Here is a 25,934-nt window from a genome sequence, read left to right as displayed (position 1 = left end):
CGCCCCCGGCACCACCGCGGAAGGTGGCCGGGGGCGCTTCGCTGTACGCCTTACTCAGACACGAGGCCCGGCTTGGCGTGCTCCTCTGCGTTTTCCAAGAAGTCGGCCGGCGGGGCGAAAAAGTTCACGCCGGTCAGCGCCTCGGAGAAGTCGAGGATGCGGTCATAGTTGCCTTCGGGCTCGCCGATGAACATGCGGCGCAGCATGCGCTCGGTGATCTCCACGTCCTTGGCGTAGCTCATGAAGTAGGTGCCCTGGTTGCCCAGCGCGTCGCCGAAGGTGAGGTTGTTGCGCACGATCTCAAGCGACTCGCCATCCTCGTCTTTGATCGAGTTCACGGCCACGTGGGAGTTGGCGGGCTTCACATCCTCGTCGAACTCGATGTCATCGTGCTTGGTGCGGCCAATGACCTTCTCCTGTTCCTCTACCGGCAGGGCGTCCCAGTCTTTGAGGTTATGGATGTACTTCTGGGCCACGATGTAGGAGCCCCCGGCCCACTCCCCCTCGCGGATCAGCGCGGTCTCAATGCCGGCCTGGCCGCGCGGGGATTCCGTGCCATCGACAAAGCCGAGCGGGTCGCGGAAGTCCTGATACTGGAAAGCGTGTACCTCGTCGTATTCGGCGACGGCACCGTCGAGTGAGACGTTGATGCGGCGGGCCAGCTCGAAGGCCACGTCGTACTCGTCGGCACGGATGTGGAAGAAGAGGTCGCCCGGCGTCGACGGCGCGTGGTGCTTCGCGCCCTGCAGCTCGCGGAAGGGGTGAAGGCCTTCCGGCTTCGGGGTGCCAAACATGCGGTCCCAGAGCTCGGCACCGATGCCAACGACGGCACTGAGCTGCGCCGAAGGCCAGCGGAAGCCAACGCCGTTGACCAGGCCCTGCAGGCCTGTGATCGCCTCGAGCGCCTGCTTCTCGGCACCCTCCTTCAACGCAATAGTCAAAAAGATGGCGTCTTTGGACTGGGGCAGAATGACAGTTTGCGAAACGTCAGCTGAGTACTTTTCGGTCATGGGCCCCAGCCTACCTACCACTGGGGCGAGTCCACATCCACACCTGCTGCTGCAGCGTGGGCGGTGACCAGCTCTAAGAGGTAGTCCTGCGCACCGGCGTAAGCTTCGTGGAAGCGCTCGTCGCCGACGTACATGCGCGCCAGAATTAGCTGGCGGGCCGGTGTGACCTCGTACCACTGCGCAATCGAAGCGCGGTGCTTTTCTACGAGCCGCTCCGCTTCCTGTGAGCCTGGTTCGACGCCTTTCTCGCGTGCCGTTACAAGTTCGGAGGCGAGCTCCTCCTGCTCGCGCATGAGCTGTTGTGCCTTGGACGCGTCGACCTTTGACAGCGCTTCCTGGGATTGCTCCCACTCGGGCGTGTGCCCCCAGCGCATTTCCGCCTCTTCTTGGTATGCCGGGAATTCTTCGCCAAAGTATTGTTTCATGTCTTCCATAGTCAGTGTGCCTTTCCTGTGATTGTGTATCATCTCCTCGACCGCTTGCAGCTGGGCGTCGAGCGCGTCCCGGCGCGTGCGTAGAGCCGCATGATGGGCAGTCAGTGCGCGTGCGAGGTGGGACGGGGAGGCGTCGAGAAGCGCAGCAATTCGCGCAAGGGGGATGCCGATGCCCTGGTAGAGGGCGATCGCCGCGCCGCGTTCGAGATCGAAGTCGTCGTAGACGCGGTAACCGGTGTTCGTGCGTTCCGGTTGGAGTAGTTCAAGCGACTCCCAGTGGCGCAGTGCCTTCGAGGTCACGCCGAGGATGTCGGCGGCCTCGCCAATCGTGTAAGCGGTCATAGGTAGCAGTGAACAGGTTGCCGTAGGGGCAAGGTCAAACTCGAGGGCGCGGGACCCAGATCCACCCCTCCTCCGCCACTAGCTCCGCCTGTTCAGCGGGCGGGGCGATGCAGCGCCCGGCGCGCACCTCGCGGGCGATGAGGGCGGCGATCACCGCGTCGAGGCAGTCAGCGCTGCTCACTGCAAGTGGACGCCAATCGCCCCAGTCGAGCCCGAAGCGCACGCTGAGCCCCGCCGCGATCTCCTCGCGGGCAGCTCGCCCCGCACCGTCCGCGCCCTTGTAGCCGCGATGACGAAGGCCCCACTGCTTAAGCGCTGCAGCCGGGTACACCTCGGCGACTTTGCCATTTCCGGCGCGGTGAGTATTTACGCCCGCTTCCCGCAGGCGCTGCTCGATTCCGGCCCAGCGCAGGGCGGGGTGCGCGATGCGCTCGGCAGCCACCGGCAGTGGGGCCACGCCCACCAAGCGGCGCACTTCCAAATCGGTGAAGCGGTTGACCAGCTCGCGCCGCACCTCGCGGTCCGCTCCAGTGGGCAAGCAGTCCTCCCCCGCTGCGTGGGCGTTAAGGAAGAACCGAAACGCCCGCGGCCACCCGAGCGGGATGTCTACGCCGGTGAGTTCGGCGCGGGCAACGTGGGTGGTGAGGTGGTCGTCGGTGGCGGTGCACGTGGCGTCGATAAGCAATGGCCCAGCGGGCGTGACCTGGATCAACGCAGTGCCGGTCTTGGCGGGGTCGGCGGCAAGGTCGATGCCGAAATAGTACTGTTCCACGCGCAAGAGCTTAGAGGTAGAGTGACCCGCGTGACGCAGCAACGATCCCCTTGGGCGGCTCTGTGGAGCATGATGCTCGGGTTTTTCATGATCCTGGTCGACTCGACCATCGTTTCCGTGGCGATTCCCGCGATCACCGCGGATCTGGGTGCGAGCTACGGCTCGGTGATCTGGGTCAACAGCGCCTACCTGCTCGCGTACGCGGTGCCGCTGCTGATTACTGGGCGCCTCGGCGATCGCTTTGGGCCACGCACGATCTACCTGATCGGCCTTGCGCTCTTTACCGTATCCTCGCTGGCCTGCGGGCTGGCGAGCACGATCGAGGCACTCATCATCGCGCGCGCCTTCCAGGGCCTGGGCGGGGCGATGGTGACCCCGCAGACGATGGCAGTGATGATCCGTACCTTCGCGCCCACCGAGCGCGGCGGCGCGATGGGCGTGTGGGGCGCGACCGCGGGAGTGGCCACCATCACCGGCCCGCTTCTGGGCGGGCTGCTTGTCGACGCCTCCGGGTGGCCCTGGATCTTCTACGTCAACATCCCCGTCGGCGTCCTCGGACTCATCCTCGGTTGGATCTTCGTCCCCCGCCTCGAGCGCACCGCGCGCACTTTCGATTGGGTCGGCGTGGGCTTCAGCGCCGTGGGTATGTTCTGCCTGATCTTTGGCATCCAGGAAGCCAACGCGCTCAACTGGGACTGGCGGGCGCTCGCCTTGATTTTCGGTGGCCTCGTGCTGCTTGTGGTCTTCGTCGTCTGGCAGTCACGGATTCGCCAGGACGCCCTCGTACCGCTCGAGCTTTTCAACGATCGCAACTTCTCGCTCGCCGCCGTCACCATCGCCACCGTCGGTTTTGCCATGTCCACCTACATGATCCCGTGGATGATCTACATCCAGTCCGTCCAGGGCTTCTCCCCCACTAGTGCGGCCCTGCTGCTTGTGCCGGCCGGGCTGGTCTCGGGCACGCTCTCGCCGTGGATCGGCAAGCTGACGAACACGCATCAGCCCAAACCCTTCGCCATCGCGGGCCTGTCTCTGCTCGGCCTTTCCATCGCGCTGACCGCATGGATCACCGATCCGTTGATCAGCCCCTACTGGCTGGTCGCCATCTCCGTCCTCAACGGCGTGGCCAACTCGATGGTGTGGGGCCCGCTATCCATGATCGCCACCCGCAACCTCCCCGGCGCTCTCGCCGGCGCGGGATCGAGCGTGTACAACACGCTGCGCCAGGTCGGTGCCGTCATCGGCTCCGCCGCGATCGCCGCGCTCATGTCGGCCCAGCTCGACGCGCAGCTTGGCGACGGTGCCGGCGACGCCGCCGTCAGCCCAAGCACGACTGGCGTGATGCCCGAGGCGCTCCACGCCCCGTTCGCGCTGGCGATGTCCCACTCGCTCTTCCTTCCCGCCGCCATCACGCTGCTTGGCGCGGCGTTGGCGTGCGGCTTCGCGCGTACGAAGAGTTGGAACGACTAGGGGGCGCTCGGCGCGTATTTTATAGTTGGCACGCACTACCCCCTGCACGAAAGGATGCCACCGTGGCCGACACTCCCGAGATGCGCGTGGGCGACGCCGACCGTTCTGCAGCCCTTGACCGTCTAGGCACGCATTTTGCCGACGGCTACCTCGACGTCGCTGAGTTTGATGCTCGCACCGCGCAAGCCGCCTCGGCCACCACGCGCGGTGAACTCGAGGCGCTTTTCCGCGACCTGCCGGAGCCTTCTCACAGCGACGCCGCCCCGGCAAATACTGCCCGTGAGGCCGAGCTGGAGCGCAAGCTTCGTGTAAAGCGGAACTGCGATCGGGCAGCCGGGCTGGTCGTCGGCTTCGGCGCGGCGGTCTTTTTCCTCCTGCAATTCGTCTTTGACGCCTCGATGGCCTGGGTTGCCTGGCCGATCGTGGGCGTGGTGTGCCTGGGCATTTATTCCTTCGCAGATATTTCCGAAGAGGAATACGACGTCTTGGAAGAGCTTGAGGAGAAGGACAATAAGGAGCGCGCGGAACGGCTCCGGATCGCGTATGAGCGTCGCAAAGAGCTCGGCAAGTAGCGCAAACCTTGGGGCCTGCTGCATGGTGGGTCACAATTACTTTGAAATTTATCCCTCGACATAGGCGAGAATCTATTAACCTAACGTTCATCACGTTTCCCGGACCAAAGGACGAATCATGCACACTTCTCGCCCCGCCCTGGCCCTGCTCACAACTGCCGCGCTGATTTTCCCCGCGCTCGCCGCCTGCTCCTCCGACAGTGAGGGTGGCGCAGACGGCGATACCGCCGGTGGTGAAAGCTACTCCATCGGTATCAGCCAGCTCGTGCAGCACCCCGCGCTCGACGCCGCAACCGAGGGCTTCAAGGAAGCCTTTGCCGACGCCGGCGTGGACGTCGAGTTCACCGAGCAGAACGCCAACGGCGAACAGGCCACCGCACTGACCATTGCGCAGCAGTTCGCTGGGCAGAACCTGGACCTGATCTTGGCCAACGCCACCCCGGCGGCCCAGGCAATGGCCCAGAACGTCGCCGACACCCCGATCCTGTTCACCTCCGTGACCGACCCGGTCGAGGCAGAGCTGGTCAACGATTGGGACGCGCCGGGCGCCAACATCACCGGCACCTCGGACAAGACCCCGTTGAAAGACCAGTTTGACCTGATTGAGCAGCTTTCCCCGGAAACCAAGACGATCGGTATTGTCTACGCTTCCGGCGAGGTCAACTCGCAGATCCAGGTCAAGGACGCGGAGAAGGAGGCCGCAGAGCGCGGCTGGACCGTCGAGACGCAGACCGTGACCAGCGTGGGCGAGATCCCACAGGCGGCAGAAACCCTCAGCGGCGTTGACGTTTTCTACGTGCCCACCGACAACATGGTGGTCTCCGGCATTTCCTCGCTGGTTCAGGTTGCCGAGCAGCACCAGATCCCCGTAATCGGCGCTGAGGCCGGCACCGTCGAGGGTGGTGCAGCGGCCACTATCGGTATTGATTACAAGGAGCTCGGCCGCCAGACGGGCGAGATGGCGCTGCGCATCCTGCGTGACGGCGAGGATCCGGCTGAGATGCCGGTGGAAACGGCCACCGAGTTCTCCTACGTGGTCAACGAAGACGCCGCGAAGGCGCAGGGTGTGGAGATTCCCGAGGAGATCCTGAAGCAGGCTGAGACTGTATGATCCCGGCGCTTGAACTCGGCCTGATCTACGGGGTCATGGCGCTGGGGGTCTACCTCACCTTCCGCGTCCTCAACTTCGCGGACCTGACAGTAGACGGCTCATTTACTACCGGCGCGGGCACCGCCGCGGTACTCATCCTCGGCGGCGTCAACCCGTTTCTCGCGACGGCTGCTGGCTTTTGCGCCGGCTTTGCCGCGGGCGTCGTCACCGGACTTTTGCACACCAAGGGCGGAATCGACGGGCTGTTGGCCGGCATCCTCACCCAGATCGGGCTGTGGTCGATCAACCTGCGCATCATGGGCGGGGCAAACCTGCCGCTCTTGCGCAGCAACACCGCCTTCAGCCCGCTGAAGGACGCCGGGCTGCTGCACTCCTGGGGCGGCGTTGGTTTGCTCGCGGTCTCCGTGCTGCTGCTCGCCTTGCTGGTCTACTGGTTCCTCACCACCGACCTGGGCCTTGCTATCCGCGCGACCGGCGACAACGGACAGATGATCACTTCCTTCGGCGTGTCCACCGACGCGACGAAGATCCTCACGCTCGCGCTGTCGAACGGGCTGGTCGGCATGTCTGGCGCGCTCGTCGCACAATTCCAGGGGTTTGCCGACATCTCCATGGGCATTGGTCTGATCGTCGTCGGCTTGGCCTCCGTGATCGTGGGGCAGGCTATCGTCGGCCAGCTCGCGCTCCTGCAGGCAATCGTGGCTGTACTCATCGGTGCCGTGGCCTACCGCATGATCATCTTCTTCGCGCTGCAGCTCGGCTTGAACCCGAACGACATGAAGCTCGTCTCCGCAGTCCTGGTCATCGCCGCGCTGCTGCTGCCAAAGGTGCTCCCCAGCACCGGGCGTAAGCGCACCACACCAGCCGCAAGTGCAAAGGCGGACGCATAATGCTGACTATCTCGAACGTGCACAAGACCTTCTTCCCCGGCACCGCCAACGAACGCACCGCGCTCGCCGGCGTTGACCTGGACCTGGCCGAGGGCGACTTCTGCACCATCATCGGCTCCAACGGCGCGGGGAAGTCGACCCTGCTCAACACCGTCGCCGGCCGCCTGCGCCCGGACACGGGCAGCGTGCACATCGACGGCACCGACATCACGCGGATGAAGGAGCACCAGCGCGCCACCCTGATCGGCCGCGTGTTCCAGGACCCGCTCGCCGGCACCGCCCCGAACCTCACGATCGAGGAAAACCTCTCCCTTGCCTACCTGCGTGGCAAGCGCCGCGGGCTCGGCCGCTCCCTGAGCAGCACACGACGCGAGTTCTTCCGCGAGCAACTTTCCACCCTGGAGCTGGGCCTAGAGGACCGCATGGGGCACAAGGTGGGCTTGCTCTCCGGCGGTCAGCGCCAGGCGCTCTCCCTGCTCATGGCCGGGTTCACCCAACCAAAGGTGATGCTTCTCGACGAGCACACCGCCGCCCTCGACCCCCAGCGCGCAGACCTGGTGACCACGCTGACGCACAGCATCGTGGAGGAGGGCGGGCTGACCACGCTCATGGTCACCCACAACATGGAGCAGGCACTGCGGGTGGGTAACCGCTTGATCATGATGCACGAGGGCAAGATCGTCTGGCAGGCCGCAGGCGAGGACAAGAGTAAGCTCACCGTCCACGATCTGCTCGCCCAGTTCGCCAAGATCAAGGGCGCAACCTTGTCCGACAAGGCGTTTTTGGGCTAGCACCCGTGAGCCGCGGCAAGCCCCGCGCGCCGAAGCAGCGCATCGAGGGCGACTACCCGATCGCCACTGGCACCGCCGCCATCGTCGCCGACCCGGCGCGCGATGGCGGCTTCACGCTGGAGGTCAATCGCGTCCCCTCCTCCTATGTGGTGCTCGGGGCACCAGAGGTCCTCCACTACGACTACATGCGCTGGTTCGCCGAGATCCTCGCCACCCGCACCCTCCCCGAAAGCTTCTCCGCCGTGCACTTGGGCGCGGGCGCGTGCTCTTTTGCCTCTTATGTGCAGCACCGCTACCCGCGCTCCTCCAACGTCGCGGTCGAGTTGGACCGCGAACTCACCAAGCTTGTGCGCTGGGCTTTTGACCCACCGGTGGAGCTGAAAGTCGCCGAGGCCCGCGCCTTTACCCACGCGCTCGCGCCCGGCTCCCAGGACGTGATCGTCCGGGACGTCTTCGCTGGCCCCACCACCCCACGCGCGCTGACCACCGTAGAGTTCTACACCGCCGCACGGCGCGCACTGCGCCCCGGCGGGCTGTTCCTCGCCAACATCGGCGACACCGCCGCGCTGCCCACGACCCGCGCCGAACTCGCCGGCCTCCGCGAAGTGTTCGGGCACACGGTCGTGCTCGCTGAGGGCAATGGGTACGGGAATGTGGTGGTTGGGGCGTCGACAAGCGAGCTCAGCGTGCCCGGTGCTTTGCTTATCGACGCCCACGAGCACGCCCCGCGCCGCGACTGATTAAAGTCAATCGGCGTCCATCAAAGCTATGCACGAAGGAGGCCAACGTTGCACCATTTCAGCCCGCTGTTTCACATGGGGCCCGCCAAGCGCGACCACATTCCGGCGTTTCGCACCGCGCTGGGTGTGGCGATCCCTATGTTTACGCTGCTGGCGCTTGGGCGACTTGACCTTGCTATTTACGCGAGCTTCGGCGCGTTTACCGGTGTGTACGGCAGGCACGCCACACGCGCGATGCGGCTGGAGCACCACATCTTGGCCGGCATCGCGCTGACGCTGTCGGTCACGCTCGGCGCGACGATTGCGTGGTTCAGCCTCAGCCCGTGGATTCTGCTGCTGGTCAGCTCGGTGACGTCCTCGGTGTGGGCGACGATCGCGCTGGCCACCGACATGAAGCCGACCGGGTCAGTATTTGTGATTTTCTCGGTCGCCGCGGTCGGCTCCCTCGACGACCCGGTGCATCCGCTGCTCGCCTTCGCCATCGCTGGCGGGGCCGCGCTGGTGTGTTTGCTGCTCGGCCAGCTGTCCCACCTCATCGGCGAAGGTCCGGGTGGCGATGTGCACGCGCCCGAGCGACCCAACCGCGCGCCGGACGCAGGCCCCGTGCCGCGGCGGCGACTCCGGGTGGAGGCCAGCCGCTTCTTCTTCTCGCCGCTGCTCGCCGGCACCATCGGGCTGATCTCAGTGACATTGATCGATCCGCTTTCCCACTTTTACTGGGCGATGGTCGCCGCCGTGGCACCCCTGGTCAACTCGCGGTTCAAGGTGCAGTACTACCGCGCTATCGAGCGCGTCCTGGGCACGCTGAGCGGCATTGCGATTACTGGCTTCTTGCTCTCGCACTCGCTGCAGGGATGGCAGATCGTGGTGTGGATCGTCGTGTTGCAATACCTCACCGAGATGTACGTGACGCGCAACTACACCATCGCCGCAAGCTTTATCACCCCGACCGCGCTGCTGATGATCCAGACGGTGCAGGCCGCCCCGGTCGGCCCCATGCTGCTGGCGCGAACGGCCGAAACCGCGCTCGGCGCGTTGGCCGCGCTGACCATCATCGCGGTTGGCTACGTGCGCACATACCCCTCGGTGGTGCGGCCCTCCCGCGGGGCTAAAGCGCAATCTCCTCGCCAGTAGCGGGGCGGAAATACACGGCACGCTCGGCGTGCAGCGTCTTAAAGTGCGGGCTGGTGACCTCGGCGAGCGCGCTGATGTAGTCCGGCACCATCGCCTTCGGGATGCGCAAGCCCATGGTCAGGTGTGGTACCCAGCGGGCCCCGCGACCATGCGGGTTCAACGCGCTCAGCGCCCGAGCCGCCGCGTCGAGCTCCTCCGGCGCTTCAAGCAGCCAGGCGACGGTCTGCTTCGACTTCGTGCCGAAGACCACCACGCCAACCCGGTCCAGCCGCGCGGGCAACAGCGGCGGGAGCAGGGCCGCGGCCTCCTCCACGACGCGTTGCTCCATGTGCTGCGCAAACGTCACCGAAATGTGCGGGCGCTGGTGCTGCTGCGGAAAGCCCTGCTGGTGCAGCGCCGCGTAGATCGAACGCACTTCCTCCTCCTCGCGTTCGCTCAGGCGAAGGAGGATATTTTCCGGAGAGCGCGCTGACATACGTATCTGTTAGACGAACTCGATCGAATCAAGCAGCTGCTGGAACTCCGGTGCCAGCTCCTGGATGCGCCCCACATCCGCGGTGAGCACCACCATCACCACCCAGCGCGTGTCCCCGCCCTGCTCACGCAGGATGAGGTAGTTCTGCAGCTGGGCGACCTCGCCCCGGGCACCGTCTGCGGCAGACGCACTCAGCGTGACCTGCTGCAAGCCCGCATTCCCATCCGGGCTGACCTCGCCCTGCTCCACGCGCGGGTTCTGCCCAGCCTGCTCCAGGCGCGCGAGGTTGTCCTTCATCACCGCCTGCATGTCGGCGTCCTCGGCGAGCGTGGCGGTCAGCCCGCTAATCGTCGGCGGCATAAACACGGACTGCTCGGCGTCCGCGGGGCGGGTGAGCAGAAAATCCATGTTCGCGGGCGTCGATACCTGCACCCAGTGCTCGTTCGGAAGGGAAAACTTGTACTTCGTGGCCATGGTGCTCAAGGGTACGGCACGGCGGTTTCTCACGGCACCGCGGAGCCTTAGTGCGAGGCGTTCACGTTTCCGCGCCCCCAAACGTGGGCAACCAATACAACAATGTGTTGCATTCCTCCACGCGCGGCGCAGAATACACATTAGGGGCCGCTACTGGCCCGTCTACACACATTCACCCCAAGGGAGCAGACCATGACCACCTCCTACACACCGCGCCCGCGAAGCAGCCGGCTCAGCTCCGCACTGAACTGGAGCATCGGATTACTCTGCGCGCACGGGGCGATCGGCCTCATCTTCGGCGCGCTCGTCCTCGCTTCACCCGCTCGCGCCACTGCGGTGCTCACCCCGTTTGTCGGCTACGTGATCGCCTTCTGGCTTCTTGCGACGGGGGCAAGCGAGCTTGCAGTTGTCCTCCGCCTGCACCGCGACCTGCCCGGCTGGGGCTGGGACACTTTCTTCGCGGTAGCGACGATCATCGCCGGCGTCATCCTCCTGTTTGTCCCAGTCGGCACGGGCTTCTTCGCCGCAATGCTCGTACTGTGGTGCATCGCATTAAGCGTGGTGTTCCGCGCCGTCACCCTGCTGCGCACGAGCCAGGGTTGGGGCGTGGGCATTGGCATTATCTACGTCATCTTCGCAGTGCTGATGATCTGGCTCATCGTCTCCAATCCAGCCGAGTCCGTCACCGCGCTGGTGTGGACTGCCGGTATCTGGGGCATCGTCTGCGGCGTAACAAGCCTTGTCCTTGCATGGCAGATCCAGCGCACCCGCAGGTCAATCGGCGCGGCATTCGGAGTGCAGCGCTAGCAAAGCAGAAGCGCCCCGAAGCCTTAGCGACACCTTGTTTACATGTTGGCGACACCGTGTTGCTAACATGTGGTGCGCGGCCGCCCGGTCGCGTACCCACCAGGAAATTCAGGACGTTTCACCATGTATCTTGCTTGGCGCGAAATGCTGTTCGCGCGCACCCGCTTCCTCTTAATGGGCGCCGTGCTGGGGCTGATGTCCCTACTCGTCGTCATCATTTCTGGACTTACCGCAGGGCTGGTGAACGACGGTGTCTCCGGGCTTAAGGCCTTGGACGCCGACGTCATCGCCTTTGAGGACGGCACCCAGACCGACTCGGCTTTTACACGCTCGATCGTCGAGACCGAAAAATCAGCGGCCTTCGCCGCGCTTGACCAGGTCGAAGACGCAGTCCCGCTGGGCCTGACCATCGTCAACGCCCACAACCAGAACGGCACTGCCGTCGACCTCACCCTGCTGGGTGTCGAGCCCGACTCCTTCATCGCCCCAGAGGGCCTTCCCGAGATGGCCGCGCAGATTAAGGCCGCCAGCCAGAGCGCAACCCCGCACGACGTCATCGTTTCCGCCACGCTCCAGGACGAGGGCATCGCCGTGGGTGACACCATCACCATCGACCGCCTAGACACCCCGCTCAACGTCGTCGGTTTCGCGGACGGTCAGCGCACCTTCGGCCACGTCGACGTCGCCTACCTGCCTCTCGACGTCTGGCAGGAAATCCACGCCGGTGCCCGCCACAGCGAGCCGGTCAACCCGGAGGCCTACGACGAGACCTCCGTCATCGTGGCCAAAACCACCGACACCCCCGACGCAGCAGCGCTGAGCGACGCCTCTGGCCTCGACGTCCGCACATTAAAGGAAAGCTTCGACTCCTCCCCCGGCTACACCGCCGAGATGATGACGCTGACCATGATCAAGTGGTTCCTCTTCGTCATCGCCGCGCTCGTCACCGGCGCGTTCTTCCTCGTGTGGACCATCCAGCGCGCAGGCAGCATCGCCACGCTGCGCGCCATGGGTGCCACCAAGGGCTTCCTGCTGCGCGACAGCATCGGCCAGGCCGTGACCATCCTCGCCATCTCGATTGTTACCGGCGCGCTCATCGCCGTTGGCCTCGGCAGCCTACTGGAGCAAACCGCCATGCCGTACGCCACCGAGTTCGGCTCCGTTATCGGCGGCAGCGTCATCCTGTTCGTCGCAGGCCTGATTGGCGCGCTCGTCGCCGTCTACCGCGTCACCCGCACCAACCCGCTCGCAGCCCTAGGAGAGAACCGATGAGCCCCGCACTTGAACTTATCGACGTCACCATCACCTACAGCGACGGCGATGCACAAGTCACCGCCCTCGACCGCGTCAACTTAAGCGTCAACCCCGGCGAGTTCGTTGCCATCGTCGGCCCCTCCGGCTCCGGCAAGTCCACGCTCCTCGCGGTCGCGGGCGCGCTGACCTCCCCGGATTCCGGGCAGGTCACCGTCGCGGGCCAGGAGATCACCGGCTTCGACGACGCCGGACTCGCCGAAATTCGCCGTAAGCACATCGGCTTCGTCTTCCAGTCCTCCGGCAGCCTGCCCTCCGCGCTGACCGCCGAGGAACAGCTCGAACTCGCCGCCCGCGTCGCAGGCACCCGCGGCCGCTACTCGAATGCCGAGCTGCTCGAAAAGGTCGACATGACCAGCCGCGCTCACCACCGCCCCGGCAGCTTGTCCGGCGGCGAGCGCCAGCGCGTCGGCATCGCGCGTGCGCTCGTGGCCAATCCGCAGGTGCTGCTTATCGACGAGCCCACCGCCGCCCTCGACCGCACCCGCTCCCAGGAAATCGTCGAGCTGCTTGCCCGCGAGTGCCACGAGTTCAACGTCGCCGGCGTCATGGTCACCCACGACTACGAAGTGCTGGGACACTGCGACCGAGTCCTAGAGATGGTCGACGGAAAACTCAGCGCAGCGAAGTAGTACCTTTTCGCAGCGCTAAACTGGGTACATGCCGAAAATCACGGAATCAACCGTGGCCGAGCACCGCGCGATGCAACACCGCGCGGTGCTCGAAGCCGCACAGCGCTTAATCATTGCCGGTGCCGGAAAGGTCCCTACCCTGGCCGAAGTCGCATCCGAAGTCGGCCTGGCGCGCTCCAGCGTCTACCGCTACGCCTCCTCCCAGCACGACCTCATGGTTCAGCTCCTCGTCCATGCCACCGAGACCTGGAACGAGCAGCTCGCCGCAGCCGTGGAAAGCGCGCCCCCGGAAGCGGAAGCGCGTATCTGCGCCTACGTGGATGCGATGCTTGACCTGTTCATCCACGGCTCGCACGGGGCGCTCATGACCGCGGCACACCAGTTCCCTGAAGCGTTTGCGAACGAGGAAGTACAGGCAGCGCACGCAGGCTTCGAAGACATCGTCAAAAGCTTCTGCCCCGGCGTCTCCCCTACCGACATCGCCCTGCTCAACGCCGCGGTCACCCGCGCCTCGGAGATGGCAGACCAACCAACCGAGCTCGCACACGCGACCGCAACCCTGCACGAGATGGCGAAAGCCCTCGTCGCGGCTTAGTCTTCGGTTCCATGCGAAAAACCCTGCTAGTGCTCAGCGCACTCCCGCTTGCCGCATGTGCGGGCGAGGGTATGCCCGAACCGCCCGCGATCACGACGACAGTCACGTCGACGGAAGTCAGTGCGGAGACCAAGGAGGCGGGCGTCGAAAGCCAAGCTCCTGCGACTGTAGAACTCGCGCCCGACGAGATTGCGCTGACGGGCACGCTCAAGGCCGTGCACTTTAGCGACATGACCCCGGCCGACGTTTACGAGCAGGTCAAAGGTGATGTGGATAACGAGTCGACCTATTACGCCATCGATCTCGACCCGCAGGTGCCGGTGACAGCGAAGGGCGGGGCCGGCATGATCGAGCAGCACCCCGAGTGGGCGATCGTGGGAGTGAGTTCGCGCGCAGGAAGCATGGACTGGACGCAGTACGAGGGCCACCGCCTGCGCGTAATCGTGCGGCCCGACCAAATGACCTACGGCACCGACATCTCGCTCCCGCCGCTGGCCGTCATGATCCACAACTCCGACTACCAACCGGAAATCCTGAACTAAAGAAACAATATCGCGCCTGGTCAGAGGCTATTTTTGGTAGCATGCAGGCAGTAGATCTGCACCATCTCTCCTAGAAGGGATAAGCCATGACCACGAACACGCCCCCCTGCACGCAAGAACCAAAAGCTGTTGAAGAGCAAGATGAATTTCAGCCGCGAGGATCTGGCCGAGCTGCGAGGCACCCGACTCCGCTTTCGCGGTGTCCTAAAGGGACAGAGCCCCCGGATGTAGCAGCGCATCCGGGAGTCCTCGCCTGTCTCGATGTTGAACTAGCTGCGCTTGATGTTTTCCATTTTCTTGCCGCGGGCGAGCTCGTCGACAAGCAAGTCCATCATGCGGATGCGGCGCATGAGGTCATTTTCGACGTCCTCCACACGCACTCCGCACACTTTGCCGGTAATCAACTCCGCGTTCGGGGTAAGCGCGAGGTCGGCGAAAAACTCCCGCAGCGTTTTCTCCGACTCAGCCGCATCCTGGAGCTCCGCGGGACTCAGCTGAGTGAACCAGCCGAGGATGTCATCGAGCTCCTCGCGCGTGTGCCCTTTCCTCTCGACCTTGGCCACGTAGTTGGAGTAAATGTCGCCGAAAGGGTAAGCGAAAACCCGCTCAAGCTTTGCTTCTTCGTTCATTTATGTTCCTCCCTCGCGTCTTCGTGTAGTTGTGAGTGGTTGCCCGAGTCCCCCTTAGGAACGCGAGATGTAGGCGCGCGGCGACCACCTTAGTTCAACCATTACGCATCAGCCGACCTCGACCAGTAACAACTCCAATGACAAAACAGCCGGTCCATTACAAGGTCGAATTCACGGCCCGTGCACGACAGCAGCTAAAAACGATGGACCGCTTTGATGCCTGCCTCATCGCCACGTGGATCAAGGACAACTTGAACGGCTGCACCTACGCCTCCCTCCATCACGAACGTAAAGTGGGCGGTATGAACGACCTCACCATCGCGCCCGGGCCAGGGATCCCCTGCGGTGTGGTCATCGCTGCCGCGGACCTGACGGAGCGGTTCGCAAGATCATCGGGGCCCGGCGGCCAGGGCGTCAACACCACAGACAGCAAGGTCCAGCTCTCTCTCGATGTCGAAGCGTGCGCATCGCTTTCCGACGCCCAACGTCAACACCTCTTAACCAACCTCGAGCACCGCCTGGACGGCACTGTGCTCACCGTGAGCGCTTCGACTCGGCGGTCGCAGATCCGCAACCGCGCGGAAGCACGACGCCGCATGGCCGCCCTCCTGCGCGAAGCGCTCGCCCCGCCTCCTCCACTGCGGCGGAAGACGAAGCCGACGCGGGCCTCGGTGCGGCGTCGTCTCGAGGCGAAGAAGCGGCGCTCGGAGCTCAAGTCCACGAGGCGACGACCGCAGATTCCCTAGTTCCTCCTTCGCTGGTGCTGTGTAGCGGCCAGAGCCGGGAATGCCACTGTCACTGGATGGAACCTGTGTACCCTTTGGGTGTCATTGACGCCCGACGTTTCGCACGGCACCGCTCGGACTGGTCCCGCGCGACGATCGGGTGCCTCGAACGCCGCAGCACCACCGTCTTACGCGCAGCCACGAAGCCAGAACATGTTCCGGTATTGCGCGAGCTCGGCGTGTTTGACCAACTTGTGCACGAGAATCATGCCTTCGACAACACCCTCGACGCGTTCGCCCACGCCCGGCTGCATCAGGCGCGCATTCAGCAATAGGATTTATGCCACGCAAAGGCGGGCGCGAATGCATTAAACGTCCTGCCTGCTACCCCCCGCGTTCTACCGGTCCGACCACCTGCCGATGCACGATACCTGGACGCCGATGTGAGTGTAATCGCTTGGCGCGTAGCATTGGTGACATGCGCATTTTCACCGTGGGCCACTCCAACCTCGAGTTCGAGGACTTCGCTGAAATGATCAAGGCTGCCGGTGTGACATCCATCGTGGATGTGCGCAAGCTGCCCGGGTCCAGGAAGTACCCGTGGTTCAACGGCGACCACCTGGCCGAACACCTTCCCACATGTGGCATCACTTACAGCAGAAGCGAAGGCCTAACCGGACGACGCAACGTGTCCCACTCGGTGCCGTTTGAGGTTAACGGCAACTGGCGTAACCGCAGCTTCCACAATTACGCCGACCATGCGCTGGGTGAGGAGTTCTCCGACGCGATCTCGCAGTTACGGGCGAATGCCGCCGAAACCCCCACCGCGATCATGTGCGCCGAGGCGGTGTGGTGGCGCTGCCACCGGCGTATCATCGCCGACCACCTCATCGCCCACGGTGACGAGGTTGGCCACATTATGGGCCTGGGTGCAGCCGGGGCGAAGGTGAACGAGGCAACGCTCAACGACGGCGCAGTCATCGGCAACGATCTCCTCGTGCGCTACCCCGAGCGGGGCTAGCGCGTACACCAGAGGCCAGGGGTGCGGAAACTCGGACTACGACTCAGTCAGCCACGGCATCCTCCTCGGCCTGACCTACGACTTGTACCCATGGAGGATTCGCCACCGCCGCACCGCTGGACCGGCAGTACCCCAACATGTTCCAGCCAGGCTCCGCCCTGCCGGTCTTCCCCATGGTGCCCGAGCTGCGTAAGCACATTTTCTACGGCTCCGGCACCCACGCTTCTGCCGAGCAAACCGCCAAGGACGGGCTCAACCTGATGTCCTCCACCCTGGTCTCCGAGACCACCGCTCAAACCCTGGGCGAAATCCAGGCGGATCAGATCAGCCGCTACCGCGCCGCGTGGAAGAAGGCGGGCCACGATTGGACGCCGCGCGTGTCGGTGTCCCGCTCCGTCTTCCCCATCGTCGACGGCGCGGACATGCAGTTGTTCGGCATGCAGGCCTCCGGCTCCGATCAGGTGGGCATGCTTCCCGACGTCGGCGCCTCCACCTTCGGCCGCACCTACGCCGCCGAGCCGGACAAACTCATTGAGCAGCTCAATGCCGACGCCGCAGTCATGTCCGCCGACACCCTACTCATCACCATCCCCACCGGGATGGGTGTCGACGTCAACGTAAAGATCTTGGACAACTTCGCCACGCATGTCGCCCCCGCGTTGGGTTGGCAGCCGAATCGCGAAGGCCCAGTTACCGGCTACCCCATCGACTAATTCCTGCAGGTCGCAAGCTCTTTGCTTCAACGTCAGTTCAGTGCGTGTTGAATAGTTCAGTAATTACTGTATAGTTCAGCACATGCTGACTATTGCTTCACGCCTCGACGTCATGAACCGGCTCGGCCGGGCCATGGCGGATCCGACGCGCTCCAGAATCCTGATGACCCTACTCGACGGCCCGAGCTACCCGGCTGTGCTTTCGCGCGACCTGGACCTGACCCGCTCGAACGTTTCGAACCACCTGACCTGCTTGCGTGACTGCGGCATCATCGTCGCCGAGCCGGAGGGCCGCAAGACACGCTACGAAATCGCCGATCCGCACCTTGCGACAGCGCTCAACGCGCTAGTGAACGCGACGTTGGCTGTCGACGAAAACGCCCCGTGCATCGACCCCGAGTGCTCGGTGCCCGGCTGCGACGGGAAAGGAGCGGACGCATGAGTTCAGCATGTGGATGCGAACACGAACCAGCCACGGAGATCGAAGATCTCGATCGACCATGGTGGAAGGACCCCGAGTTGCTACTGCCGATCTTCTCCGGTGTAGCCCTCTGCATAGGCCTGGCGCTGGGCTGGTCCGGGCTAGAGGCACCCGCGACAGTACTGTTCTGGGTCAGCCTGCTGCTAGGAGCGTATACGTTCGCGCCCGGCGCAGTACGAAACCTTGTCACGAAGCGCAAGCTCGGCATTGGCTTGCTTATGACAATCAGCGCGGTCGGCGCGGTGATCCTTGGTTACGTCGGAGAGGCCGCGGCGCTGGCGTTCCTGTACTCGATCGCCGAAGCGCTTGAAGACAAGGCGATGGACCGGGCCCAGGGCGGACTGCGGGCACTGTTGAAGCTGGTACCGCAGACCGCGACGGTGCTGCGCGACGGCACGGCGGTCGAAGTCGCAGCGAAGGACCTCGTGACCGGCGAGCTGATGCTCGTGCGCCCCGGAGAGCGGATCGCCACGGACGGCATCATTCGGTCTGGGCGCTCCAGCCTTGACACCTCAGCGATCACCGGAGAATCCATTCCGGAGGAGGTCGCGCCCGGCGACGAGGTGCCCGCGGGAGCGATCAACTCCGCCGGCGTGCTGGAGATTGAGACGACCGCAGCTGGAACGGACAACTCGCTGACCACACTCGTGGACCTGGTCGAGCAGGCGCAGGCGGAAAAGGGCGACCGCGCCCGGATCGCCGACCGGATTGCCCAACCCCTAGTGCCCGGGGTGATGATCCTGGCGGTGCTGGTCGGCGTGATTGGCTCGCTGCTGGGCGACCCCGAGACGTGGATCACCCGCGCGTTGGTGGTCCTGGTCGCAGCGTCGCCGTGCGCGCTGGCAATCTCCGTGCCGCTGACGGTCGTGGCCGCGATTGGCGCGGCCAGCCAGTTCGGCGTGGTCATCAAGTCCGGCGCTGCGTTCGAGCGGCTCGGCGGCATCCGTCACCTGGCGGTGGACAAGACCGGAACCCTTACCCGCAACCAGCCCGAGGTTACCGACGTGGTCCCGGCAGACGGATTCGATCGGGCGCAGGTGCTTGCCTTCGCGGCGGCAGTTGAGCAGCAATCGACGCACCCCCTCGCTGCGGCGATCGCGGCAGCGGTGCCCGAAGCGCCCGTCGCCCAGGACATCAGCGAGGAAGCCGGACATGGCATCGGCGGCACCGTCGAAGGTCGACGGGTGCTAGTGGGCAGCCCCCGGTGGATCGACGCCGGGCCACTAAAGGCAGACGTTGAGCGCATGGAGTCCGAGGGCCAAACCTGCGTCCTTGTCACCGTCGATGACGCCCTCTCCGGGGCGATCGGGGTCCGCGACGAGCTGCGGCCCGAGGTGCCCGAAGCCGTGCAGACCCTGCACGCCAACGGCGTGGAAGTGAGCATGCTCACCGGCGACAACGCTCGCACCGCCCGGGCGCTGGCTGAAATCGCCGGAATCGACGACGTGCGCGCTGAGCTTCACCCAGAGGACAAGGCAAGCATCGTCGCCGAGCTCTCCTCCAAAACACCGACGGCGATGATTGGAGACGGCATCAACGACGCTCCTGCGCTGGCGGGCGCGACGGTGGGCATAGCGATGGGAGCAACCGGCTCTGACGCCGCAATCGAGTCCGCTGACGTCGCCTTCACCGGCCACGACCTCCGGTTGATCCCGCAGGCGCTGCAGCACGCCCGGCGAGGCAGCAGGATCATCAACCAGAACATCGTGCTGTCTCTGGCCATCATCATCGTGCTGATGCCACTGGCGATCAGCGGCGTGCTGGGCCTGGCTGCCGTCGTGTTGGTTCACGAGGTCGCCGAAGTGATCGTAATCTTGAACGGCCTGCGGGCCGCACGAGCGAAGCGCTGAGACACACCTTCGCCCAGCGCGCTGGCTCTCCAGCGCGGATCTTAGAAGGATCGAGCTGCTCAGGGACCAAGCGTCGCCTCAAAACTTTTGATGCCGAGTTTCATCGGCACGGCCCGCGACTACCTGGGCAGTGTGTTTGGCAAAGGGCCCGACACCCATCAGGGTAGCCGAGCCGTCGCCGGTCCAGTTGCCGTAACCCACTAGATGTAATTTCTTCGACGCGGTTTCGCGGCCGCGCATGAGGTGGCGGAATGGGCCGAGGGCCGGACGGAAACCAGTGCACCAGATCAGATGATCGTGGTCGAGATCGTTCAAGCTATCGACGATGGGGGTAGCGGTGAGCTGGCCGGAATCACCACCGACCACCGCGACCTTCGCGCCGCGGAATGGTTCGGGACCGGGGTAGGTCGACGAGGCCATTGGCGTCTGCGGAAGGTACCGGGATGGTGGGGCACGAAGGGCGCGGACCACGTGCCTGTGGCCGCGACCACGTGCTCCACCGTGAATTGACCGTCGGTCGATAACATGGCGTGTCGGCGGGTACCCCGGGTGCTGCGGCGGAGAAAAGCGTCAGTGAAGGCCACGCGTGAACCACGCTCCGCCCTGCGTTCCACGTTGAATTTGAAATCGACGAATTGTCGGAAGAATCTAACCTCTCCCTAGCCACCAAGTCCTTTTCCGTATTACGATTATCTGCATGAAAACTATCAACGGGAAGCTAGTCAGCGAAGAGCAAATCGATGCGTGGGTAACCGAAGCCGAGAAAGGCTACGACGTAGAGACACTTCGTCGACGTGGAAGGAAACCTCGAAACGAAGATGCTGCGAAGGTTATCTCCATTCGGCTTTCCCCCGGGGAGATATCGGACCTCGACAAGTATGCGGCTGCAAACGGATGGTCACGCTCTCAGGCAATCCGCGAAGCGCTAAAGAATGCTATTTAGAAATGGACGTACGCCGAAGCGCCACGAAACACGGCATCAAGCCAGAAGACACAGTTACCGCCGCGACATCAGGTTGTGTTTTTAAGGCCCCGCTCGACGAAGATCACCCTCAACGGGAACTGCGCCTCGGGTTCGACAGCTCAATGAGGCTGCTCGAGATTGTCGTACTCATCTGGGACGACAGCACCGAAACGGTCATTCACTCCATGAAGGCACGCAAACAGTACCGCGCCCTGCTCGACTAGTCACGCATAGTTTCAAAGAAACCTTTCGCGAAAGACAGTAAGTAAATCCAGAGAAACAACAGGGCACGGTGGGGCACCTGCTGCGCGGTTTCTAATCCCACTGCGGGTTGCCCACGTCCACACCTTCGGCCGCCGCGTGGGCGGTGACCAGCTCGAGCAGGTAGTCCTGCGCGCCGCCGTAGGCTTCGTGGAAGCGCGCGTCGTCAACGTACATGCGCGCGAGGATGAGCTGGCGAGCCGGGGTCACCTCGTACCACTGGGCGATGCTTGCACGGTGGCGCTCCACCAGTGCTTCGGCTTCCTCGGAGCCGGGGTCCACGCCGGAATCGCGTGCGGCGATCAGATCCGCGGCGAGCGCGTCTTGTTCTTCCTGCAGACGTTTGAAGTCACCTTCGCCCATTTGAGCGAGCTTTTTCTGGGACTGCGCCCACTCCGGGGTATCACCCCAGCGCTGCTCCGCCTCCTCCTCCTGGTAGGCGGGCATATCTTCGCCGAGGTACTTCTTCATTGCGTCCATGTCGGTCGATCCTTTCGTTGCGTTGTCAATGAGGTGCTGGACAGATGTGAGTTGGGCGTCGAGCGTGCGCCGTCGAGAAGCGAGTGCTTCTTGGTGGTGCTTGAGGGCGCGGGTGAGAGCGGCTCCGGAGGCGTCGAGAAGCTGCGCGATCTGCGCAAGCGGCACGCCGACTCCACGGTAGAGGGCGATGGCCGCGCCGCGCTCGAGGTCCGCATCGCTGTAAACGCGGTGGTCGGCCCCACGTGCGCGCGGGTGTGATGAGGCCGAGCGCCTCCCAGTGGCGCAGCGCCTTGGTGGAAACGCCGAGGGCTTCCGCGGCCTCGCCGATCGTGTATTCGATACCATCTACCATGGTTACGATTGAACAGCTTGCCGCAGGGGCAAGTGCAAGTTGGAAGCATTAATGGACGAAATCCGCGTCGGCGACGCCGAGCGTTCGAAAGCTCTGGACCAGCTGGGCACACTGTTCGCAGACGGTCACCTGGACGTTGGGGAGTTCGAAGAACGCACAGATCAGGCCGTAGTTGCGCGCACGCGCGGGGAGCTTTCCATGCTTTTCGACGCCCTCCCGGCCGAACCGGTCTCACTGAAGAAGCGGACGCCGTCCAAGCTCGAGCTGGATGAGAAACTCGCCGCCGAGCGACGCAAGGAGCTTGGGAAATAGCCGAGAGTTTCCTGCGCCCACCGGTTAGAGTGGGCGCATGCATTTGCGTCGTGCGTTCGCGCTTGTTGTAGCTAGTTCTGTCGGGGTGGTTTCGGGTTGCGCCGGAGGTGGCGCGCCCGAGATCGTGGTGGTCACGTCCACCCAGTGGGTGGACCCGGATTCGAGTGAGGTTGTGGAGTCTGCGGAGGTTGCAGAGCCTGGCGGGGATACGGAGGCACCGGCGGATGCGGAGGCACCGGCGGATACTGCGGAAAACCTGCCGGTAGTCGTCGACTCGAACGGTGACCTGCTCGTCACCGGCAACGTGGAGGCATGGTCGACCGAACAGGCCCGGAAGGGCCGCCCCACTCCGAGCGACGAAGACCCGAACAACGTGTACTACGTGCTGGTCTTCGACTCCCCCGTCAACATCACGGCAAATAAGGCGGGAAGCCAGGTCGCCCAGGAAAGCCCCTTCGCTCGCCTCGGATCCGTGCAGCACTGGGATTTCGGAACCTCGGACAACACCAATGGCTGGGACGAGTACGTAGGAAAGCGGGTGTGGCTGCGGGTTTCACCTAACCATTTCTCGTACTCGTCCGACGCAAGCCTGCCCTTCGGCAGCCAGCTCATGCTCGACGACAACGCCGAAGTGGGCATTGAAGTGCTAAATTACCCCCCTTTAAACAACCGCACTCCCGACAGGACGGTGGGGCCATGACCAGCTAGATCGCCCAGTGCGTCATCGTCGATTTGGCCGCCGTTCTCCGACATCAAGCGCTGCCGCAAGACGTCTGGGAAGGTACGTCCCAAGGCATCCTCAGCAGCACGGATTCGTGATTCATCAACAGGAAAGCCCCTACGAGCAGGATAATGGACGCTCCAGGCCTCCGCTACTGGAATCAATGCTGTGGGACCGGACGCAACAGCCCGCCGCCCCAGGGTGAACGTAGGGTGTTTGGCATGCAGGACCTGACCATCGCACCCGGCCAGGGTATCCCCGACGGCCTCGTCGTCGCCGCTGCGGACTTGTCGGAGCGGTTCGCGAAGGCATCGGGCCCGGGCGGCCAGGGCGTCAACACCACCGACAGTAAGGTGCAGCTCTCCATCGACATCGCGGAATGCGCATCGCTTTCCGACACCCAACGCCGCCGCGCCCTCCACAACCTCGAACACCGCCTGGACGGCACGGTGCTCACCGTGAGCGCGTCGACGCAGCGCTGGCAGATCCGCAACCGTGCCGAAGCGCGGGAACGCATGGCCACCTTGTTGCGCGAGGCACCCGCCCCACCACCTCCCCCGCGGCGCAAAACGAAGCCGACGCGCGGCTCGGTGCGACGCCGTCTCGAAGCGAAGAAGCGGCGCTCGGAGTTGAAGTCGACGAGGCGTAAGCCCCGGCGCTAAGTTTTCAGCGCGTTGCCGACCCCACCCCCGGTAAAACCGCATGCACATCGACGGCGGCGCCACTGAACGCGAAGCCCTAGTGGAGCGCGTCAGGATGTTGGGTGCCACTGAACTCGGCAGCCATGAGGCACCTGGACTTGTTTGGACCGTTATGCAGGATCCAGAACGCAACAAGTTTTTGTGTAGGCAGCAGAACTGCGAAAATATGGGGTATATGGGGATGTTTATGGGGTAAGTGGCATGATGCACGACTCAGACCGTTGACATTTGCTTAGCCTTACCTTAGTCTTTCCAGCGTTCCTACAACTAAGCTTAGGCTTACTTACCAAAAGGGGAAGTTTTGAAGCTTTCACAAAAGATCGGTGCAACCGTGGTTGCACTCGCCACCACGATCGGCCTGGCTGCCTGCTCCGACTCCGGCAGCACCACCGCCAGCACGGCATCCTCTGAGGTTGCCACCTCGGCCGCAGCGGCGGAGAAGCAGACGTCAGCACGCACTGCGGACGCAGCGCTGACGGTGAAGGATGCGGCGGGCCGCACCATCGAGTTCGCGGAGATGCCGGACCGCATCGTGCTGGCTGAGGGCCGCGCAGCCTACGCCACCGCCCTGCTGCAGGAAAACCCGCTGGACAACATCGTTGCGTACGGCCAGGACCTAGTGAAGAACGCGGGCGCGTTCCGCGATAAGCTCCTCGAACTGCAGCCGGAAGCGAAGGATCTGCCGACGATCGGCATGATCCAGAAGGGCGACGTCACCGTTGAGAACCTGCTCGCGCAGGACCCAGACGTGGTCATTATGACGCTCGACCAGAAGAAGGCCGCCGAAGAGTCCGGCATGATCGCGGACATGGATGCCGCCGACATTACCTACGCCTACATCGACTTCCGCCAGAAGCCGCTGGAAAACACAACCGTATCCATGCAGCTTCTGGGTGACCTGCTCGGCCAGAGCGAACGCGCCGCGAAGTACAACGAGTTCTACGACGCAAAGGTCAAGGAAATCTCCGAGCGTACAGCAAAGATTGCCGAGAAGCCTGACGTACTGCTGTGGACCGCGGCCGGCTACAACGAGTGCTGCGCCGTCGCAGGCAACGTGCACCTGGGCACCTTGGTCACCGCAGCCGGCGGCCACAACCTCGGCCCAGAAGTCCTCGGCCCGGAAACTAAGACCATCACCCCTGAGAAGATGATTGAGCTCAACCCAGAGAAAATCATTGTCACCGGCGGCGAGTGGGCGCGCGACCCGAACAAGACCGACCTCTTCCGTCACGTCGAGATGGGCTACCAGTCTAATGCCGAGCTGGCGAAAGAAACTAGCAGCGGCCCGCTGCAACTGCCCGGCTTCGAGCTGCTCGAAGCGCCGAAGACCGGCAACTACTTCGCCGTGTACCACCAGTTCTACGACAACCCGTTCAACGTCTTCGCGCTTGAAGCCTTCGCCAAGTGGATCCACCCGGAGGAGTTCGCTGACTACCACCCCACCAAGGACTTCATCGAGTTCCACAAGGAGTGGATGCCGTTCGAGTACAGCGGCGTGTTCTTCTACGATCCTGCGAACCCGGACGAGAGCTAACCCATGACAACTCGAGTATCCGCGCAGCCCGCCGCAAACGTGGATGCTCGCCAGGCCGCGATTACGAGCTACCACAAGCGCGGGCGCAACAAAGCGTTCGCCATCGTGGGGCTGGTCATTGCGGCTTTCGTGAGCTTCCTCGTCGCCGTCATCGTCGGCCCCATCGACATCGCACTTGCCGACGTCTACAACGCCGTTTTCCACCCCGAGTCGGTGGAGTATCAGACCCGTGTGGTCATTCGCACCCTGCGCTTGCCCGCTGCGGTGATGGCACTGCTGTGCGGCGCCGCGCTCGGCCTCGCTGGCGGGCAGATGCAGACCATCTTGGACAACCCCCTTGCCGAGCCCTTCACCCTCGGTATCTCGGCGGCAGCCGCGTTCGGTGCGGCGATCGCCATTGTGATGGGCTGGACGCTCATCCCGAACCCGCAGTTCAACCTGGCGCTCACTGCGGCGATCGCAGCACTTCTCGCCGTCGCTATCGTGGCAGCGGCGTCCGTGTGGCGCGGCACCACCGCCGAATCGATGATCCTCCTCGGCATCGCGCTGAGCTTCTTCTTCCAGGCCCTGCTCTCGCTGCTGCAGTACAGCGCCAACATCGAAGCGCTCCAGCAGATCGTGTTCTGGACCATGGGTTCGATGCAGCGCGCGAACTGGACCGCGAACGCCATCCTCGCTGTGGTGGTCGCCGCAGCGATCCCCTTCTGCGTAGTCAACTCCTGGCGCCTCACGGCGCTACGACTTGGCGACGATCGCGCTGCTGCCCTCGGCATCGACGTCAAACGCCTGCGCCTCACTACCCTGCTTGTGGCATCCTTCCTGGCCGCCTCGGCGGTCGCGTTCACCGGCATCATCGGCTTCATCGGCCTTGTCGGCCCCCACGTCGCCCGCATGCTGGTGGGCGAGGACCAGAAGTTCTTCCTTCCCGGCGCGGCAGCCGCGGGCTCGATGCTGCTCAGCGTGGCTTACGCAGTATCGCTCTCCATCATCCCAGGGCTAGCGATCCCCATCGGCATCATCACCTCGCTGGTCGGCGTGCCGTTCTTCGTCTTCCTCATCTTCACCCGCGCACGAAAGAGGGGCTAACC

The 25,934-nt window shown here is 64.0% G+C and carries 33 protein-coding genes and 3 pseudogenes; 26 read left to right on the top strand and 10 right to left on the bottom strand.

What is annotated here, in order from left to right; translation table 11 throughout:
* Positions 1 to 50 precede the first annotated feature (50 nt).
* Genes CIMIT_RS04260 through CIMIT_RS04250 form a run of 3 tightly spaced genes read right to left on the bottom strand, consistent with a single transcriptional unit; the run spans position 51 to position 2,558 of the window.
* Positions 51 to 1,010, bottom strand: coding sequence for a Dyp-type peroxidase (locus CIMIT_RS04260; protein ID WP_051904792.1), 960 nt, complete (start codon positions 1,008 to 1,010; stop codon positions 51 to 53).
* 14 nt (positions 1,011 to 1,024) lie between these two features.
* On the bottom strand, positions 1,025 to 1,786 hold the full coding sequence (locus tag CIMIT_RS04255) for a MerR family transcriptional regulator (protein ID WP_038589627.1): 762 nt from the start codon (positions 1,784 to 1,786) through the stop codon (positions 1,025 to 1,027).
* Positions 1,787 to 1,820: 34 nt separating this feature from the next.
* Positions 1,821 to 2,558 (bottom strand): DUF429 domain-containing protein, encoded by a 738-nt coding sequence (locus CIMIT_RS04250; RefSeq protein ID WP_051904791.1) that lies wholly within the window; start codon positions 2,556 to 2,558, stop codon positions 1,821 to 1,823.
* Positions 2,559 to 2,588: 30 nt separating this feature from the next.
* On the opposite strand from CIMIT_RS04250, the gene CIMIT_RS04245 reads away from it, so the two are divergent.
* From CIMIT_RS04245 to CIMIT_RS04215, 7 genes are all read left to right on the top strand, one after another.
* Complete coding sequence (locus tag CIMIT_RS04245) at positions 2,589 to 4,028, top strand: DHA2 family efflux MFS transporter permease subunit (RefSeq protein ID WP_038594018.1); 1,440 nt, start codon at positions 2,589 to 2,591, stop codon at positions 4,026 to 4,028.
* Positions 4,029 to 4,090: 62 nt separating this feature from the next.
* Complete coding sequence (locus tag CIMIT_RS04240) at positions 4,091 to 4,600, top strand: DUF1707 SHOCT-like domain-containing protein (protein ID WP_231910345.1); 510 nt, start codon at positions 4,091 to 4,093, stop codon at positions 4,598 to 4,600.
* 118 nt (positions 4,601 to 4,718) lie between these two features.
* Complete coding sequence (locus CIMIT_RS04235) at positions 4,719 to 5,711, top strand: ABC transporter substrate-binding protein (RefSeq protein WP_038589621.1); 993 nt, start codon at positions 4,719 to 4,721, stop codon at positions 5,709 to 5,711.
* Entirely contained in the window at positions 5,708 to 6,601 is an 894-nt protein-coding gene (locus CIMIT_RS04230) for an ABC transporter permease (protein WP_038589618.1), read from the top strand. Before CIMIT_RS04235 ends, CIMIT_RS04230 begins: the two co-directional genes overlap by 4 nt.
* The gene (locus CIMIT_RS04225) at positions 6,601 to 7,392 is read left to right on the top strand and encodes an ABC transporter ATP-binding protein (protein WP_038589615.1); all 792 of its coding nucleotides are present in this window, start codon (positions 6,601 to 6,603) and stop codon (positions 7,390 to 7,392) included. The genes CIMIT_RS04230 and CIMIT_RS04225 overlap by 1 nt, the downstream gene beginning before the upstream one ends.
* Before the next feature lie 5 nt (positions 7,393 to 7,397).
* On the top strand, positions 7,398 to 8,132 hold the full coding sequence (locus CIMIT_RS04220; protein WP_051904790.1) for a spermidine synthase: 735 nt from the start codon (positions 7,398 to 7,400) through the stop codon (positions 8,130 to 8,132).
* 48 nt (positions 8,133 to 8,180) lie between these two features.
* A complete protein-coding gene (locus CIMIT_RS04215) occupies positions 8,181 to 9,266 on the top strand; it encodes an FUSC family protein (RefSeq protein ID WP_141757811.1) in 1,086 nt (361 codons plus the stop codon).
* Here the strand turns inward: CIMIT_RS04215 and CIMIT_RS04210 are convergent.
* Both CIMIT_RS04210 and CIMIT_RS04205 read right to left on the bottom strand, forming a co-directional pair.
* The gene (locus CIMIT_RS04210; RefSeq protein WP_038589612.1) at positions 9,241 to 9,741 is read right to left on the bottom strand and encodes a hypothetical protein; all 501 of its coding nucleotides are present in this window, start codon (positions 9,739 to 9,741) and stop codon (positions 9,241 to 9,243) included. The two genes, CIMIT_RS04215 and CIMIT_RS04210, sit on opposite strands and share 26 nt — an antisense overlap.
* A gap of 9 nt (positions 9,742 to 9,750) precedes the next feature.
* Positions 9,751 to 10,215 (bottom strand): hypothetical protein, encoded by a 465-nt coding sequence (locus CIMIT_RS04205; RefSeq protein WP_038589609.1) that lies wholly within the window; start codon positions 10,213 to 10,215, stop codon positions 9,751 to 9,753.
* Positions 10,216 to 10,407: 192 nt separating this feature from the next.
* Here CIMIT_RS04205 and CIMIT_RS04200 point away from each other — a divergent pair, with 192 nt between their 5' ends.
* The 5 genes from CIMIT_RS04200 to CIMIT_RS04180 all read left to right on the top strand — a co-directional run bounded on the left by CIMIT_RS04200 (position 10,408) and on the right by CIMIT_RS04180 (position 14,102).
* On the top strand, positions 10,408 to 11,022 hold the full coding sequence (locus tag CIMIT_RS04200) for an HdeD family acid-resistance protein (protein ID WP_038589606.1): 615 nt from the start codon (positions 10,408 to 10,410) through the stop codon (positions 11,020 to 11,022).
* Positions 11,023 to 11,145: 123 nt separating this feature from the next.
* Entirely contained in the window at positions 11,146 to 12,294 is a 1,149-nt protein-coding gene (locus CIMIT_RS04195; protein WP_038589603.1) for an ABC transporter permease, read from the top strand.
* Positions 12,291 to 12,965 carry an ABC transporter ATP-binding protein gene (locus tag CIMIT_RS04190; protein WP_038589599.1) on the top strand — a complete coding sequence of 225 codons (675 nt, stop codon included), beginning with the start codon at positions 12,291 to 12,293 and terminating at the stop codon, positions 12,963 to 12,965. The genes CIMIT_RS04195 and CIMIT_RS04190 overlap by 4 nt, the downstream gene beginning before the upstream one ends.
* A 28-nt stretch (positions 12,966 to 12,993) precedes the next feature.
* Positions 12,994 to 13,560, top strand: a complete 567-nt coding sequence (locus CIMIT_RS04185; protein ID WP_038589596.1) for a TetR/AcrR family transcriptional regulator — start codon at positions 12,994 to 12,996, stop codon at positions 13,558 to 13,560.
* A gap of 11 nt (positions 13,561 to 13,571) precedes the next feature.
* Positions 13,572 to 14,102, top strand: coding sequence for a hypothetical protein (locus tag CIMIT_RS04180; RefSeq protein WP_051904788.1), 531 nt, complete (start codon positions 13,572 to 13,574; stop codon positions 14,100 to 14,102).
* Positions 14,103 to 14,371: 269 nt separating this feature from the next.
* Here CIMIT_RS04180 and CIMIT_RS04175 read toward each other — a convergent pair whose 3' ends face one another.
* Complete coding sequence (locus tag CIMIT_RS04175; RefSeq protein ID WP_038589593.1) at positions 14,372 to 14,731, bottom strand: DUF2200 family protein; 360 nt, start codon at positions 14,729 to 14,731, stop codon at positions 14,372 to 14,374.
* Between the two features lie 302 nt (positions 14,732 to 15,033).
* Between CIMIT_RS04175 and arfB (CIMIT_RS04170) the strand changes: the two genes are divergently transcribed.
* Positions 15,034 to 15,477 (top strand): alternative ribosome rescue aminoacyl-tRNA hydrolase ArfB, encoded by a 444-nt coding sequence (gene arfB / locus CIMIT_RS04170; protein ID WP_038594003.1) that lies wholly within the window; start codon positions 15,034 to 15,036, stop codon positions 15,475 to 15,477.
* A gap of 167 nt (positions 15,478 to 15,644) precedes the next feature.
* On the opposite strand, the gene CIMIT_RS12950 is transcribed toward arfB (CIMIT_RS04170), so the two are convergent.
* On the bottom strand, positions 15,645 to 15,788 hold the full coding sequence (locus tag CIMIT_RS12950; RefSeq protein WP_236620833.1) for a hypothetical protein: 144 nt from the start codon (positions 15,786 to 15,788) through the stop codon (positions 15,645 to 15,647).
* Positions 15,789 to 15,934: 146 nt separating this feature from the next.
* On the opposite strand from CIMIT_RS12950, the gene CIMIT_RS04165 reads away from it, so the two are divergent.
* From CIMIT_RS04165 to CIMIT_RS04150, 4 genes and pseudogenes are all read left to right on the top strand, one after another.
* On the top strand, positions 15,935 to 16,477 hold the full coding sequence (locus tag CIMIT_RS04165; protein ID WP_038589590.1) for a DUF488 domain-containing protein: 543 nt from the start codon (positions 15,935 to 15,937) through the stop codon (positions 16,475 to 16,477).
* A 95-nt stretch (positions 16,478 to 16,572) separates the two neighbouring features.
* Positions 16,573 to 17,190: pseudogene (locus CIMIT_RS04160) on the top strand (LLM class flavin-dependent oxidoreductase); the annotation flags it as partial.
* 82 nt (positions 17,191 to 17,272) lie between these two features.
* Positions 17,273 to 17,632 (top strand): Cd(II)/Pb(II)-sensing metalloregulatory transcriptional regulator CmtR, encoded by a 360-nt coding sequence (gene cmtR, locus CIMIT_RS04155; RefSeq protein ID WP_038589587.1) that lies wholly within the window; start codon positions 17,273 to 17,275, stop codon positions 17,630 to 17,632.
* Positions 17,629 to 19,521: a heavy metal translocating P-type ATPase gene (locus CIMIT_RS04150; protein ID WP_038589584.1), complete on the top strand. Its 1,893-nt coding sequence runs from the start codon at positions 17,629 to 17,631 to the stop codon at positions 19,519 to 19,521. The genes cmtR and CIMIT_RS04150 overlap by 4 nt, the downstream gene beginning before the upstream one ends.
* A 78-nt stretch (positions 19,522 to 19,599) precedes the next feature.
* On the opposite strand, the pseudogene CIMIT_RS04145 reads toward CIMIT_RS04150, so the two are convergent.
* Positions 19,600 to 20,084, bottom strand: a pseudogene (locus CIMIT_RS04145) (pyridine nucleotide-disulfide oxidoreductase); the annotation flags it as partial.
* Positions 20,085 to 20,218: 134 nt separating this feature from the next.
* On the opposite strand from CIMIT_RS04145, the gene CIMIT_RS12330 reads away from it, so the two are divergent.
* Together CIMIT_RS12330 and CIMIT_RS04140 are read left to right on the top strand one after the other, a co-directional pair.
* A complete protein-coding gene (locus tag CIMIT_RS12330; protein WP_083317030.1) occupies positions 20,219 to 20,464 on the top strand; it encodes a ribbon-helix-helix domain-containing protein in 246 nt (81 codons plus the stop codon).
* 2 nt (positions 20,465 to 20,466) lie between these two features.
* Positions 20,467 to 20,709, top strand: a complete 243-nt coding sequence (locus CIMIT_RS04140; RefSeq protein ID WP_038589581.1) for a hypothetical protein — start codon at positions 20,467 to 20,469, stop codon at positions 20,707 to 20,709.
* Positions 20,710 to 20,800: 91 nt separating this feature from the next.
* Here the strand turns inward: CIMIT_RS04140 and CIMIT_RS12945 are convergent, their stop codons facing one another.
* The gene (locus CIMIT_RS12945) at positions 20,801 to 21,226 is read right to left on the bottom strand and encodes a TipAS antibiotic-recognition domain-containing protein (RefSeq protein ID WP_231910343.1); all 426 of its coding nucleotides are present in this window, start codon (positions 21,224 to 21,226) and stop codon (positions 20,801 to 20,803) included.
* Between the two features lie 33 nt (positions 21,227 to 21,259).
* Between CIMIT_RS12945 and CIMIT_RS12940 the strand changes: the two genes are divergently transcribed.
* Positions 21,260 to 21,484, top strand: coding sequence for a hypothetical protein (locus tag CIMIT_RS12940; RefSeq protein WP_236620834.1), 225 nt, complete (start codon positions 21,260 to 21,262; stop codon positions 21,482 to 21,484).
* Between the two features lie 22 nt (positions 21,485 to 21,506).
* Here the strand turns inward: CIMIT_RS12940 and CIMIT_RS12935 are convergent.
* Positions 21,507 to 21,578 (bottom strand): annotated as a pseudogene (locus tag CIMIT_RS12935) (MerR family transcriptional regulator); the annotation flags it as partial.
* A 51-nt stretch (positions 21,579 to 21,629) separates the two neighbouring features.
* On the opposite strand from CIMIT_RS12935, the gene CIMIT_RS04130 reads away from it, so the two are divergent.
* The 6 genes from CIMIT_RS04130 (at position 21,630) to CIMIT_RS04105 (ending at position 25,932) form a co-directional block, all read left to right on the top strand.
* Complete coding sequence (locus CIMIT_RS04130) at positions 21,630 to 21,890, top strand: DUF1707 SHOCT-like domain-containing protein (protein WP_051904786.1); 261 nt, start codon at positions 21,630 to 21,632, stop codon at positions 21,888 to 21,890.
* 37 nt (positions 21,891 to 21,927) lie between these two features.
* Positions 21,928 to 22,590, top strand: a complete 663-nt coding sequence (locus CIMIT_RS04125; RefSeq protein ID WP_141760598.1) for a hypothetical protein — start codon at positions 21,928 to 21,930, stop codon at positions 22,588 to 22,590.
* Between the two features lie 242 nt (positions 22,591 to 22,832).
* Positions 22,833 to 23,273: an alternative ribosome rescue aminoacyl-tRNA hydrolase ArfB gene (gene arfB, locus CIMIT_RS04120; RefSeq protein ID WP_038589575.1), complete on the top strand. Its 441-nt coding sequence runs from the start codon at positions 22,833 to 22,835 to the stop codon at positions 23,271 to 23,273.
* Between the two features lie 40 nt (positions 23,274 to 23,313).
* Positions 23,314 to 23,508: a VOC family protein gene (locus CIMIT_RS13120; protein WP_197697019.1), complete on the top strand. Its 195-nt coding sequence runs from the start codon at positions 23,314 to 23,316 to the stop codon at positions 23,506 to 23,508.
* Between the two features lie 105 nt (positions 23,509 to 23,613).
* Positions 23,614 to 24,846, top strand: a complete 1,233-nt coding sequence (locus tag CIMIT_RS04110; protein WP_038589572.1) for an ABC transporter substrate-binding protein — start codon at positions 23,614 to 23,616, stop codon at positions 24,844 to 24,846.
* A gap of 3 nt (positions 24,847 to 24,849) precedes the next feature.
* Positions 24,850 to 25,932 carry a FecCD family ABC transporter permease gene (locus CIMIT_RS04105; protein ID WP_051904785.1) on the top strand — a complete coding sequence of 361 codons (1,083 nt, stop codon included), beginning with the start codon at positions 24,850 to 24,852 and terminating at the stop codon, positions 25,930 to 25,932.
* Positions 25,933 to 25,934: the final 2 nt, after the last annotated feature.

The organism is Corynebacterium imitans (assembly GCF_000739455.1).
Lineage (GTDB): Bacteria > Actinomycetota > Actinomycetes > Mycobacteriales > Mycobacteriaceae > Corynebacterium > Corynebacterium imitans.
Note: the sequence above shows the minus strand (reverse complement) of the source record. Positions and strands in the feature narration are given on the sequence as shown.